Below are 13826 nucleotides of genomic sequence, written 5' to 3'. Positions count from 1 at the left end.
CGTGCCTGGGCATCGACGCCGGCACAAACAGGAGCTCCCCAGATATTGCCTCTCTTTGGAAGGCTGCCAGAACCTATCGAGACGGGTTTGGCAGGGGGCTTCGGACCGGGCTTGGGAGACCCCGGCTTGATTCGTCCCCTTTCCGGAAACCGGAAGCTTTCCCTCCCGGCGGGAGGGAAGGGACTGGTGTCGATACCGATGCCCGGAGCGAGCTCGATGCCCGGAGCGAGCTCGGCGCCCGAGCACTTAACGGACCCTTCTCAGCCCAGGATTTCCAGGCGTTCGTCGGATGCCGTATGTTGGGCTTCCCAAGTGATGCTTTCCAGCATCTGCAGCAGGCCCACGAAGATTTTGGGATCGATTCGTTCTTCGACACCGCGAAGGGCTTTCTCCATCACGTCGGCATTTTCTTTGACGACGCGGTAGTCTTGAACCGACCAATTGGCCCCGGCCGAAGCTCGTTTCTTGAAAGCTTTCTCGATCGCTTGCCGGTACGGTTTCAATTCTTTGGCATCCAGGATGGGTGGCCAAAGGATCTGGCCGGAGTAGGCATCGAAGCGGTCGGAGCCAAGGCGGTCTGGACCGCGCTCGGCGGCCAGTTCGGCGTACTCTTTTTCGCTGAGCGGATCGCGGCGTTCCTCTTCGCGGGCTTCACGCCAAGCTTTCCGCCGTGCATTGTAGGCTTTGACGACTTCGACTTGATTGTCCAGGTACTCGTCGACCGACTCCTGCAGGTTGATCGATGCTCGCGAACGCAGCAGCGCGGCCTGGCCTTCGGCTGCTTCCAATGCCGCGGCACCTTTCAGGATGGAACTCTCGGCCGTACCGACTTCGTCGCCGCTGTCGATGTCGATGACGTCTTGGGCGGAAACGGCGGGGCTCAGGCCCAGCGTGACCAGCAGTGGGGCAAGGGCGAGAAAATAGCGGGTGTTCATCCGATGGGCTCCAGCAGGAGAAGGGGGTTGCGCGGCCGGCTTGGAGAAGCAGGCTTCTTGACGCAGATAAGTGCAACCGCTGTGCCAAACCGGTCTCAGCGCAATCAGCCGGTGCAAAACGAGAGGCTCGCCGGCCGGTCGATTGGGTGAGCCAATTGGGCGATAGCCTCGGTTTCGTCACCGCAAAACCGGGGCCTTCGCCCAAACGGCTCGCGTAAGCAATGCGTTTTCGAATACATCGACAGGCCGTCGCGGCAAGGGTGCTTCGGCCCCGAAGTGGCACTCAGGTCGGCAGCGGCGCGAGCAACCGCTCGGCGGTCCATGCGCCCACCGAACGGCCGGAATCCAGGCCTGCGGTGTTGTCGAAATCGAAATGGATCCCGCCGTAGATACGACTCATTCCCGCCTCTTCCGCAGCGTCCCAAAAACTGTCGAACGAACGGCTAATGATCGCTGGGTTGTCACCGCTGGTCGCTGCCGGATCGATCGTCGTCGTGAACGCAAACCCGTCGCCGAACAGTCGGGTCAGCACCTCCGCCGCCGCACCGCTGAACGTACTGTGTCCCGACGTATAGGTCGGGAAGGGCGGCGAAGGCAACCGCGGCGTCCAGTCGGCCACCGGCGTCGTGGCGTCGTTGCCGTCGCGGTGGGCCTGGCGAATCGCATCGATCGGCCGCCAGAAATCGTAACCGTACTTTGCGTCCCAGGCGGCGATCCCGGCATCGGCCAGGGCATAGTTCAGCAGGGCAAACATTCGCGTCGATTCGCTCAAGTCCCAACCCTCGGCCGCGACCGCTTCGCTGGCGATCTGGTTCCAGTGTCCCGGCGGCGTGTAGGTGCCAGCTCCGTCCGCCCAGAACTCCGCGATTTCGTCTTGATCGGCCGTACGCAGGGTGCTGTCGACGCCGCCCAGCCGCAGCACTTCGTCCACGGAATGGGCATAGGCGGCACTGTCCAGTGCAGGTGGAGCCGCCGGGCGGAACTGATCCGCCGCGTCCAGCGCAAACGGCGTCACGTCGGCCCAGGCCGGCAGCAGCGGCGGCAGGTAATCGGGCGGGGTCCGGTCCCAGTCGCCGGGCTGGTCTCCGGCGGTGTGAGTGCCCGCCACATCGGAACCATCGTCGCTGCGATGGGCCAGCATGGCTTCGGCAATCTGGTACCCAAACGTCACGCTGTCGCTGTGTGAGTTGCCGCCACCGGCGACGGTCAACGATTCGGCCAGCGTCGCATCCCATACCGCCTGATGAGCGCTCTGGCCGTACAGAGCCGAAGCGGCGCGGTAGGCGGCCGCGGCGGCGGCCACATCCGCGGCACCGTCTTCGGGCGGGGCGCCGCCAGGAGTCGACGGGCCCCAGTACGATTCGTACTGCGGCTGGAACGAATTGTGGGCTTCGAACATCGCCCCGTGAATGATCGCCAGGTTGCGAGCCACCTCGGGCGGCGCGCTGTAGACGGTGCGCCCTTCAAACGGGTCGTCCGACGTACTGGACCACTGTCGCACGACGTTCAGGATGGCGGCATTCCAATCCTGAGCCAGGTCGCCGGCAAACACGTCCACCGTGTCGCGAGCCCAGTGTCCCATGGCGTTGCGAACGGCGACTTCGAATTGATTTGCTCCCCCGGCCAAAGGCAAGGTCACGGAAAACTGCCCGGCGTCATCGGCCGCGGCTTCCCACGTTCCCGTCTGTCCGGCCAGCGCGGTCACCAGCACGCGAGCCCCCGGATCGGTCTGTCCGTTGGCCACGACGACGTCTTGCACGACCACGCGGTTGCCGTTGGGATCGGACTGGGCCGATAGCGATGCCGCCATCGTAGGGTCGGGGATCTGGCGATTGATCAGGTTGATAACGACCAGGGCGTCGAGCGGCGCCAAGACGCCATCGCCGTTGACGTCGTAGTACGGTTCGGTGGAATCGGCAGGCCGGGCCGGCAGGATGTGGGCCCCGACGGCGTTCAGCCGATCGATCACCGTCAACACATCGTTGGGAGCAACGATCTGCGAAGCGTCGACGTCAGCGGGCAGGTCGTCGTTCTGCCAATCGGCCGCCATCAAGCGGCGTGACTGTAACGTCTGGCAGCGCAGCGGCCGATATCGAACCAGCGATCTCAAGGCAGTATCCCACAACCAATGTCTTGAAAGACTAAGCAGCCCAACCAAGGGGCCACAAGAAAGTAAAACAGCGACTTCGTACAGCGATAGGCTCGTGCAACTATAGCATCGCCCACCCGAACGGGCCCCCAATTCTTGGCAACCCGTTTTCTACCATCCGGCGATCGGCATGGGCACCGAGTACACGCCGTTGCGGGCGGTGACGATCATCGTCTTGCGGTCCGCACCGCCGAAGGTCACGTTGGCCGGTTGCTCGGGGAACGCCACCACGCCCAACAGTTCGCCTTGGGGACTGAACACCTGAACGCCCAGGTTGGCGGTGATGTAAAGATTGCCTTCCACGTCCAACGCCATCCCGTCGCCGCCCGTACCGGATTTTCCCTCGGGCTGCTTCAGACGACAGAACACACGCGGCTCGGACACCTTGCCCGGTGCCTGGACATCCATCACCAGCATTTCCTCCGAGCGGCTGGGGATGACGTACAGGCGTTTCCCATCGGGCGACAATCCAATCCCATTGGGAGCCGGCAGATCGCCGCTGATCCGCGTCACGTTGCCATCGCGATCGCGGTAGTAAACCGACTGCTGGCCCTGGGGCAGCGGCTCGGGAGCGCGAAACAGAGGGTCGGTGAAGTACAACCCGCCGTGCGTATCGGGGACCAGATCGTTGGGCGCGTTGAAGCGACGGCCCTGGTAGGCATCGGCCAACACGGTCATCGCTTTGGAACGACGGTCGTAGGCCACCACTTGGCCATCCATCTGACAAGCCAACAAACGGTCGCCGTCGACCCACAGGCCGTTGGCGTGGCCCGAGGGCGAAACAAAGGTTTCGATCTTCCCGCCCGGCACCTGCACATGGATCGTGTTGTTGGGAATGTCGGTGAAGTACAGCGTGCCGTCGTCGGCGACGGCCGGTCCTTCGGTAAAGGCGAATCCCCCCTGAATCTTGGTGACGTCGCCGGCCGGCTTGATCGAGGAATCCTGTGCGGTCGAGGAATCCTGTGCGGTGGAACCAGCCTGCTGGGCGGCCAACGGCGGCATGGCGTGCAACGCGATCAACGCGATCAACAGCAGGCTCAAGGCCGACGGTGTCCAGCGGGCCGACGGTGTCCAACGGGTACGGATGGCGGTAACGTTGTAAATCATGGTCGTGTCCTTCGAGAAACAAAGCGTTTCAGCAGAGAAAATCTTTCCGCAGCCGCGCCATATACTGGTGCAGTGGACGGGGCGTGCCGCGATCGTCCAGCAAACCGCTGTGGGGGAAGATATGGGGTCGCGAATCGTCCCAACCTTCCCAGATGATCCCGTGCACGAAATGCTTGGCCAGCAAGGTCCGAATATAGCCTCCAGCCAGCCGCAACTGATCCTTTTCGGTCAGACCCAGCTGGGAGTTCGGGGCGAAGATGCCCGTGGGGCGCAGGGCCGCAGGATCCGGTTCGCTGCTGGCCGCCAGGGTCAACTGGCACATCAGCGGTAACCCCAGCACGGCCCAGCGGTCGATCATCTGGCTGAAATCCAAATTCGTCCGCGGCAGCGTGCCGATGTCCTCATAGTTCATCCGCAGTTCGAGCCCAATTCCGCTCAGCCCCAACCCGGAACGGACCAGGGCGTCGGCGCAGTGCATCGGCGAGATGCCCTCGCGGTCACGAGCCAAGTACTCGCCATAGGGTTGGTCGAAAGAGATGATCACCGGATTTCGCGGATCCACGCGGCGGACGGTCTGGATGATGGCGACGGCCAATCGCATCACCTGCTCCTCGCTCAGCGAGATCGGTCCGCGGGTGTTCAGTCCAGCCGCACAGTTCCACAGGTGGACCCTGCCGGCATACCGGCGCACGGCCTGTTCGGTAAAGCGACAGACGGCGTCGAGCAAACCATCGAAATTATCTTCCAGCAGGTACAGCCAGTGCGGCAGCATTTTGTCTTGGAAGTCGAACAGGGGGCCGGCAATCACCCGCAGGCCATGTTGTTCGCTCCAGGCGAACATGCGATCGACGGCATCGAAGTCCAGCCGTCCCGCGTCGGTTTCGACTTCCGCCCAGGATACCCGCACCGCCGCGGCGTTACAGGCGGCGACGTAGTCGCCGGTCTGGGCGGCGGTGGGCAGATGTTCGGCCGGCATCGAAGCCCCCAGCAGGGTTCCCAGCCGGCCCTCGTTGTCGCGGCGAAAGGCCAGGGCCTGGGCGGCGTAGGATTCCAGCAGATCGGCCGAAGCCGCTTCGAGATGCCGGATCGCTTTCATGGCATCCTCACCGGCCGCCTCCGGATTGGCCACGCGCTGGGCCGCATCGAGAAAGAAGGCCGTTCCCTGAGCCAGCAGATCGCGGAAATTATCCGACATCCTCAGCCCAGCCCGCTCCCAGGTATCGGCCTGCGACCGCACTCGGTAGCAACACCCGCGGGCCAGCTCCAGAGGCAGGTTATAGGGCGGCACGCCCGAGCGGAGGCTGCACGTCGAGAGCGTGACCGGCCCGTAGCCGGGGATGACCCAGGGGACCGACAGTTTGCCCGATTCGTCGATCCGCCGAGTCACGGTCAGCCGGCCGTGTTCGAAGCGAACATTGCCCTCCCACGGAATGCCTTCGATCCCCGAGATATAGGCCCATTTCCACAGCGAACAGTCCTCCCCCAAACTGCCTTGTTCCAGCAGGTTCTCGGGGATGTCGAATTGAAATTGGCCCATGGCAGCCAGTCAGGCCGTAGGAATTGAAGGGGAAAACCACGCCGCTGCCAGCGGCAGGGGGCCCTGAATCTAACGCAGGAAGCCTAGCGGTTCAATTCGAGGGACGTCTGGGGGTAAACTGGAATTCGGCGTACACTAGGTGCTCTGTCGCCCCACGCCGTTCCCGCATATCTTTAACCGATTCCTATGCCAGACGCCGAAACCTCCTCCAACCGCCCCGCCCCGCCCGACACTGGCCCGTCCGCCACCGGCCCGTCCGCCACTGGCCCGTCCGCCACTCGCGACGTCTCGGCCGAAGCGCCGGCGGTCCCCAAGAAGCGCGGCGTGCCCGAAGGGCTGTGGATCAAGTGCCCCGGTTGTGGCGCCTCGCTGTACCGCAAAGAGGTCCAGCGGCGGCTGAATGTTTGCCCCAACTGCGAATACCACTTTTATGTCTCGGCCGCCGAGCGCGTCAGCCACGTCCTGGACGACGGTACGTTTGAACCGCTGAACGAACACCTGCGGCCCACCGACCCGTTGCAGTTCAGCGACCGCAAACGCTACGCCGACCGCTTGGTTGCCGAACAAAAACGCACCGGACTGAGCGATGCGGTGCTGACCGGCACCGGCATGATCCGGGCTCGCCGCGTCGCCTTTGCCGTGACCGATTCGGCGTTCATCATGGGCAGCATGGGATCGGTGGTGGGCGAGCGACTGGCCCGCTTGATCGAACGGGCGACCGAACAGAATCTGCCGCTGATTATCGTCAGCGGTTCCGGGGGCGGGGCCCGCATGCACGAGGGCATTTTGTCCCTGATGCAGATGGCCAAAGTAACCGCCGCCTTGGCGCGTTTTGATCAGGCCGGCGGACTGTTCATCAGCGTCCTGACCAATCCGACCATGGGCGGCGTGGCGGCCAGCTTTGCGTCGCTGGGCGATTTGATCCTGGCCGAACCCAAAGCCCTGATCGGGTTCGCCGGCCCGCGGACGATCAAAGCCACGATCGGAATCGAATTGCCCGAAGGGTTTCAGACCAGCGAGTTCTTGATGGAGCATGGCTACATCGATCGGATCGTCACCCGCGAACGTTTGAAGAGTGAAATCGCTCAGGCCATCGACTACTGCGGAAAGTAAAGCATGGGGTTCCTTGATTCGTTGCGTTCGCTGCTGCCCGGTTCGGCCAACAAAGCGTCCGGCGGGGACGACGCCCAATCGTCCGCCGGCGGCAAGACGACTGGCAAGTCCAGCAAAACGAGCGGCCAGTCCGGCAAGAAATCCGGCAAACGCAGCACGGCGCCGGCCCGCGTTAAATGCGACGTGGAAGCACGCTTTGAACGCATGCGTTCGTCGGTCTCGGGCACGATGGGCAACTTCTTTCTGGCCCGCGACCGTCAGCTGAAACGCATCGTCGGCGTCAAGGTGTGCGACCCGGAAAAGGTCCGCGCGTTCGAAGCCCGCTTCAAAGGGCTGAAGAAACCCAGCGAGGGCGAGATCGCCATGCAAATGGTGCACCCCCGCGTCATGGAGACGCTCGAACACGGCGAAACCACCCGCGGCGAACGCTACCTGGTGACCGAATACATCGAAGGCCCCAACCTGCAGCAGGTCGTCCAGGCGGCCGACGAGTCGCAGGTGGCGGGCAAACGGGTGAACTTGATTCGGCAGATGGCCGAAGCGATCGCCTACGTTCACAGCCAAGGTTTCATCCACCGCGACATCTGTCCCCGCAACTTTATCTGCTTGCCGGATCTGGAAGGGTTAAAGCTGATCGACTTCGGCTTGACCGTCCCCGCCACGCCGCCCTTTATGGCCCCGGGCAACCGTACGGGCACGCCGGTCTATATGTCTCCGGAAATCGTCCGTCGCCGGCCGACCGATCAACGCGTCGACATCTTTTCCTTCGGGATCTCCTGCTACTGTCTGCTGACGTTCGAATTCCCTTGGAACGTCACCGACACGACCGGCCGAGCCGCCCTGCAGCACGACACGACCGCTCCGACCGACATCTTCGAGCGGCGTCCCAAACTGGATCCGCGGCTGGGCCGGGCGATCATGAATTGCCTGGAAGCCAAACCGGAGAACCGAACCGCATCGATGGACCTGTTTCTCAAACAGATCGCCCTGGTCAAGCAGGAAGAGGTCTAGCCTCACAGCATCGACAGGGATTCGTCCTGCTCGCGTTCGCCGACGGTCAACCGGAACATGTCGCGAATCAGCTGGGTGTCGCAGTCCCGCTGTTCGACTTTCCGCCGGCCGAACATCCGGGCTTGGGTGTTGATCATGACGTCCGGCGGAATCTCTGCCATTTGGCCGAACAGGCGGGCGTAGTTGACGAAGCTGGGAACGTTGCTGGTCACAAAGCCGTACAGCATGCTGGCCACGCCGATCACTTTGCCGGTGAAGATCCCGGTGTTGATCGCCGACTTGCTGTAGTCGCCCATCACACAGCCCATGAACTGCATCCCGGTGGCCACGCGCCGGCCGTTGTATTCCAAGTTGATCGTGCCGTAGGTGTTTTTCAGGTCGCTGTTACAGGTCCCGGCGCCGAGATTAATCCAGCTGCCCAGATAGCTGTGGCCGAGAAAACCGTGATGCTGTTTGTTGGTGTAGGCCTCGATCACCGAAGCTTCGACCTCGCCGCCGATCTTGACCGTGTGGCCCAGCGACACGCCGTCCTTGAGCGCCGCGTGTTCGATGATCCGCGTGTTGGGTCCGGCGTACACGGGCCCGCTCAAAAAACAAAACGGGCCCACTTTGACGTTGCGGTCCAGCAGGATCGGTCCCTCACTGGTATCGATCACCGGATGAGGCCCGAGAGCGGCATCGGGCGCAACGAAAACGCCGTCTTCCAGCTGGGTGTACCCGCCTTCTTCGATCCGCAGCTGCATGTTTTCGTTCATCAGCCGCATGTGCCAAGACACCACGTCGTGGGGCCAGACGAAGGCATCCAACGCGGCCGCTCCGACGGGCTGGACGCGGGCCGCGGCGACGATGTGGTCGATCGCCGTAGGAGTATAGTCGGCGGAATCGTCGGTAGGCTGTACCAGCGACCACCCGGCCGGCAACACGGCGGCCAGAAGGCCCTCGTCGTCGCTGATCTGGCACGCTTGGCCGCGCTGCAACAGCTCTCGCAGCGCCAGCCAATTGGACTTGGAAGGGACCAACCGAGCGTTGACCAACAACATCGGTTCGCCCACCCGTTCGCCGCCGAGGGCCGTCAGGCCGTAGTCAACCTTCTGGATCGTATGCAGGTGGGGCCGCACGCTGCCCAGGATCGGGCAATCCAGCCGCTGCAGCCAATCCAGCAGATGATACGACGCACACTGGATCGCGTAGGTCGGACGCCCAGTCGTGATGGGCGCCAGTTGGGCGGTGCCCGCATCTTCAAAACAAAGCACATGCATCGGAAGAACCTGGATTCGGGGCGGCTAAGAACATTCTCTACAATCGGAACCGTTTACGCAGTCCCTAAAACCAGTTTCTAAAAAACTCGCCGATCGGTCACCCGTCGAGAACGTCGTGAGCCATAGTTTAGGTATGGAACTGAAACGACTCGCGGGATGGTGCGTGCTGCTGGCGGGCTGCGGTGGCAGCTCGGCGGGGACCGTCTGGAGCGACGAGCCGCCGGCGGCCTGGGTCCAGCGTTTGGGCGACGCTTCCTACGCCGTTCGAGCTCGGGCGTTGAACGAACTCAAGTCGGCCGGACCCGCCGCCCACGAGGCGCTGCGGGACGGCTGTGCCGCGGCGGATCTCGAGATCCGTCTGCGCTGCCAGGAACTGCTGCACACCCTGCATCGCGACCGCTTCTCAACGGAACTCCAGCGGCTCGAGAACGCGGTCGAAGCGGGCCAGCACTACCGGCTGCCGATGTGGGAATCCTACCGAACGATGGTCGGCGAGGACGCGGCCAGCCGGCGGATGTTCGTCGCCCTGGCCCGACGCTATCGCTCGTCGCTACAGGACCTGGCCACGACCGAGGCGGTCGCTTGGCCGCCGCTGGGACCGTTGCCTGCGGACGCCGGCCGGGATCCGCTGCGTTGGGCCTTGCTGTTATTGGTCCGCCACGGGCAGACAACCAATCGTTGTTTGCGGGATCATCAGATCCGCGACCAACTGCTTCGCGACGAGCTCAGCGGAGCGCTGCAGTCGGGAAAGCACGGCGACGTCCTCCGCCGCATGGTCGCCCACCTGCTGGACGACCTGCCGGCCTCGCGGGACCGCCACTGGATGCGAGTTGCCTTGCAGTGGCAGTGCGAGCGGCAAGCGGTTCGGATGGCGTGGCAAACCCTGGACGGCGAAACCGAAGCGTCCCCGGCGGCGACCGCGCTGGCCCTGACGACGCTGGCCAAGCACGCGCCGCGGCAGGCCCCTCCGGCGCTGTCGCGGTTCCTGGACGACCACCGCACCTGTCAGATCTGGCACCTGGTGGCGGCGACGCGCCGGCGACTCCGCACCGAAGTCCGTGATGTCGCGTTGGCGATGCTCCTGCATCTGGAGCACCAGGACCTTCGGCAGATCGGTTTCGTCGACGTGCAGGCCGATCCGCTGACGATCTATCGCCAGCACACGCTGGGTTTCCCCGACGAGGAGGCTCGTCGCCGGACCTGGCAAACGGCTAGTCGCAGCGGCCTGATCTCGCTACGTTCTTTGCATCCGTAGGTTCCTCCGCCGCTGCCGCCCACCGCGAATCCGATCCTGCTCTATGAACGCCTGGACCGACCTACCGCTCTCGCTGCGTTTGACGCTGTTGGCCGTCGTGGGATTGCTGTGCGGCGGGTTTATCAACTGGGCGATCTACGCCTGGGCGGCCTTTGGTCTACCGGTCAGCCCCTGGTCGGCCGCCCCGGCCGGCATCCCCCGGCGCCGATGGCACTCGCGCCTGCCGGTGGTGGGTTGGTGGACGCGGGGCAGCGAACGAGTACAGCAAAGCGGCGCGGCCCGCCAGCGGCTGACTCGCATGGGCTACGACGTTCCCGAGCAGTGGCAGCCGCGCTCGCCCTTCTGGCTGCGTCCGATGTTGATCGATCTGGGCTTTGCCTTCCTTCTGCCCTGGCTGTACTGGTACGAGACCCAGTCGGGGGCGCTGCTGCCCGAGACGGTTCGAAACGCTGCGAACATCGCCGCGATGCAGCCCTGGTTGAATTGGTTGTTCCTCGGGCACGCCCTGCTGTTGGTCCTGATGACGATCGCCACGTTCATCGATTTCGACGAGCAATTGATTCCCGACCGGATCACCATCCCGGGCACGCTGTTGGCGTTGTTGCTGGCCGGTTTGTCGCTGCACACTTTCCTTCCGGTGCCCCTGACCGCCGGCGGCTTTACCACCGTGATTCCTTGTACGTTCGCGGCTCCCCACGCCATGTCCTTGCGATGGACGACCGGCAGCGGGCTGGTTTTGGGGTGGAGCATTTGGACGGTGTGGTGTTTTGCCTTGTCCAGCCGTGTCGTGATCCTTCGTCGCGGCTGGCGGAAGGCCGTGGAGTATTTTGTGGTGATCCTTCGTCGCGATCCGCTGACAAAATACTTGGGGGCGATGTGGCTGCTGGGCAGCGTTGCCGTGGCCGCGGTGTGGTGGACCGGCGGAACCGCCTGGCAGGGCGTGCTGACCGCCTTGGTGGGCATGGCCGTGGGCGGCGGGACGGTGTGGGCCATCCGGCTAGTGGCCAGCGTTGCCATGGGCCAGGAAGCCATGGGCTTTGGCGACGTCACGCTGATGGCCATGATCGGGGCGATCGTGGGCTGGCAAGCCAGTCTGGCAGCGTTCTTTATCGCTCCCTTCACCGCGATCTTTATCGTGTTGGTCCATTTTCTTGCCACCGGGCAAAGGATGACTCCGTTTGGGCCCTATCTGTGCGCCGGCACGGCCGTGACGGTCTTGTATTGGCCGACGGTCTGGCAAGCAGGGCTGCTGCCCGCGGTATTGCTCGGGCCCGTCTTCCCGATCGTGCTGCTGGTTTCGCTGCTGTTGATGGGCGTCCTGTTGGTTGCTTGGCGAGCCATCCGGCCGGCGGTTTAACCCGACGAGAAGCGTGGGTACTGGAGATCATCTGGACAGCCATGTAAGGGCACGGCGGAAAGCTTAGACGCAGCGGGTTCATCAAATACGAAGAACATCGCTTGGACTTTCATCACTCGCTTTTTTCCTTCGTCTGGCGAGGCTTAAGCAGGTAGGAAGGAATGATTGGGTGCAATTCCATTAGCCGTTTGGGCACTAGCCCCCGGTTCCAGGTGGGTAACCGTGGCTAACGCCAAAACGGCTGATATGCCGAAAGACTCCTGCCTACCTGCTTGGAAGTTCGGCATTGGCCAGTCCAAGATTGTCAGATCGGACGCCCCACTTCGACAAACGTGTTCAAGCCTCCTCTTCGTGATCTGGCGGGTTTGATTCGCCCAGCGTGTCCATCGGGCTCTTCAAACTTCCGCCAAAGTCTTGACTGACGTGAACGTACTTCATCGTGGTTTGGACATCTTTGTGCCCCATCAATTTCTGGACGGTCGCGAGATCCGTTCCCGATTCCACCAAGTGCGTCGCGAAACTGTGACGCAAACTGTGTGGAACGCCTTTCTTCTGGATGCCCGCCAACCTCAAGCCCGTTTTGAAAGCCACCGCGAATTGCTCCTCGGCGATATGGTGTCGCCATGCCTTGCCGCTCCGTTTATCGATGGCTCGTTGACGAGACGGGAACACCCACTTCCACGGCAATTCACTCGCCGCGTTAGGGTATTTCCGCGATAATGCGTACGGCAGATACACCTCTGGATATCCCTCTTCGACATCGATCCGGTGCATCCTTGCGGCGTAGTCGATTTGCCGTTTCAGGTCCTCCACCGCACGCTCGGGTAGAAACGTGATGCGGTCTTTCTCGCCTTTGCCATCGCGGACGATGATGTACCGATCGTCGAAACAGACGTCCTTGATTCGCAAGCGGCGGCACTCTTTGTGACGCAGCCCCGCACCGTAGATCAGCAAGAACATCAAACGGTGCATGCCCACAAAATGAACCAGCAGCCGTTCGATTTCCGAACGGCTGAACCAAACCGGAAGCGGCTCCCGCTTCTTCGCACGCACCGCATTGAGAAATCCCAAACGCTTTCCCAGGACGCACTGATAGAAAAACAACAATCCGGACTGCGCTTGGTTCTGCGTGCTGGTCGCCACATTGCCTTTCACGGCGAGCGAAGTCAGGAACGCACCGATGTCGCGTTCGCCGAATTGTTCCAGTTCGACCGAACCGACAAAGCCCGAAAACCGTTTAACCCATCGAACGTACGCCTTCTCGGTCGCCATTGAATAATGCAGCAACCGCATCTCGCCCCGCATCGTTTGGATAAAAGGCGGCTCGCTGCGGTTGATGTTGCCCCGTAACTTGGCCAATTCTTCGTCGGTCGGTGGGGCATCCAAGGGCAAGTTGCGTTCTCCTCGACCCATTTGAGCCAACTTCGCGATCACGCTCGAAAGATCCGGCGCGGTGCGTTCAAGTACCGAATCGCGGTAGAATTCGATCGCTCGCACTGCTTGCCACCGTTGCCAAGCGGGCGCCCCATTGGCCAGTAGGCTTCGAGAGAAACTCACCACCAAATCCAAATTGACCGGTAACTCACCCTCGATGCCATTGCGAAAAGTCATCGCGTAGCGACGAAGCCACCGCGGAAACCAAATTTGGTCGTTCCGCCCCAGACGATCGCCCAACACCTCACGTTCGAACTGGCTCAGCGACATATCCCATACTCCATCGCGGCAGGAAACCGACTCACACCCCCCGAAAACGCCGTTCGAGGGATACAGTGAATTCGACTGGACTGAGCCGGGGGGTACTGCTATAGTAGCATGCCCTCCCCCGGTGTATACCCGCATACGGCCATTCTGACCGGGGTTAACTTAGTAGTTCTTGCACGTGCAGAGTCGTACTCGTACTCAGGGCGCAGCCCGGTACTCGTACTCCTACTCGAATGTCCGGTGACGAGTGGCCAATGCACCGCCGATTCGGCCGTGGTTGCGATGCTGCCTTTTCTCCCGAATCGAGTACGAGTACCGCGTTGCTGAGTACGAGTACAAGTACGAGTACGAGTCAGTAGCTTGTTCCGTCGATGCGTCCATCTCGAATTGCCGGCTACGGAT

General features: G+C 62.5%; 10 protein-coding genes. 4 read left to right on the top strand and 6 right to left on the bottom strand.

Annotated elements, in window-relative coordinates:
• Positions 1-260 precede the first annotated feature (260 nt).
• From GE027_RS10900 to GE027_RS10885, 4 genes are all read right to left on the bottom strand, one after another.
• Entirely contained in the window at positions 261-935 is a 675-nt protein-coding gene (locus GE027_RS10900; RefSeq protein WP_153557225.1) for a hypothetical protein, read from the bottom strand.
• A 283-nt stretch (positions 936-1218) separates the two neighbouring features.
• Positions 1219-3045, bottom strand: coding sequence for a dockerin type I domain-containing protein (locus GE027_RS10895; RefSeq protein WP_153557224.1), 1827 nt, complete (start codon positions 3043-3045; stop codon positions 1219-1221).
• A gap of 150 nt (positions 3046-3195) precedes the next feature.
• Complete coding sequence (locus tag GE027_RS10890; protein WP_237607460.1) at positions 3196-4191, bottom strand: SMP-30/gluconolactonase/LRE family protein; 996 nt, start codon at positions 4189-4191, stop codon at positions 3196-3198.
• A gap of 28 nt (positions 4192-4219) precedes the next feature.
• Positions 4220-5728 carry a glycoside hydrolase family 10 gene (locus tag GE027_RS10885; RefSeq protein ID WP_153557223.1) on the bottom strand — a complete coding sequence of 503 codons (1509 nt, stop codon included), beginning with the start codon at positions 5726-5728 and terminating at the stop codon, positions 4220-4222.
• Positions 5729-5914: 186 nt separating this feature from the next.
• On the opposite strand from GE027_RS10885, the gene accD reads away from it, so the two are divergent.
• The gene (accD, locus tag GE027_RS10880; RefSeq protein ID WP_153557222.1) at positions 5915-6841 is read left to right on the top strand and encodes an acetyl-CoA carboxylase, carboxyltransferase subunit beta; all 927 of its coding nucleotides are present in this window, start codon (positions 5915-5917) and stop codon (positions 6839-6841) included.
• A gap of 3 nt (positions 6842-6844) precedes the next feature.
• A complete protein-coding gene (locus tag GE027_RS10875; RefSeq protein ID WP_153557221.1) occupies positions 6845-7852 on the top strand; it encodes a serine/threonine protein kinase in 1008 nt (335 codons plus the stop codon).
• 2 nt (positions 7853-7854) lie between these two features.
• Here the strand turns inward: GE027_RS10875 and GE027_RS10870 are convergent, their stop codons facing one another.
• Positions 7855-9111, bottom strand: coding sequence for a putative sugar nucleotidyl transferase (locus tag GE027_RS10870; RefSeq protein ID WP_153557220.1), 1257 nt, complete (start codon positions 9109-9111; stop codon positions 7855-7857).
• A gap of 115 nt (positions 9112-9226) precedes the next feature.
• Between GE027_RS10870 and GE027_RS10865 the strand changes: the two genes are divergently transcribed.
• Positions 9227-10366 carry a hypothetical protein gene (locus GE027_RS10865; protein ID WP_153557219.1) on the top strand — a complete coding sequence of 380 codons (1140 nt, stop codon included), beginning with the start codon at positions 9227-9229 and terminating at the stop codon, positions 10364-10366.
• Positions 10367-10409: 43 nt separating this feature from the next.
• The gene (locus GE027_RS10860; protein ID WP_153557218.1) at positions 10410-11723 is read left to right on the top strand and encodes a prepilin peptidase; all 1314 of its coding nucleotides are present in this window, start codon (positions 10410-10412) and stop codon (positions 11721-11723) included.
• Between the two features lie 336 nt (positions 11724-12059).
• Here GE027_RS10860 and GE027_RS10855 read toward each other — a convergent pair whose 3' ends face one another.
• A complete protein-coding gene (locus GE027_RS10855) occupies positions 12060-13427 on the bottom strand; it encodes an integron integrase (protein WP_202617388.1) in 1368 nt (455 codons plus the stop codon).
• Between the last annotated feature and the right edge of the window lie 399 nt (positions 13428-13826).

This window comes from Roseimaritima sediminicola (assembly GCF_009618275.1).
GTDB lineage: Bacteria > Planctomycetota > Planctomycetia > Pirellulales > Pirellulaceae > Roseimaritima > Roseimaritima sediminicola.
This window is presented reverse-complemented; position numbering and strand designations above follow the sequence as displayed.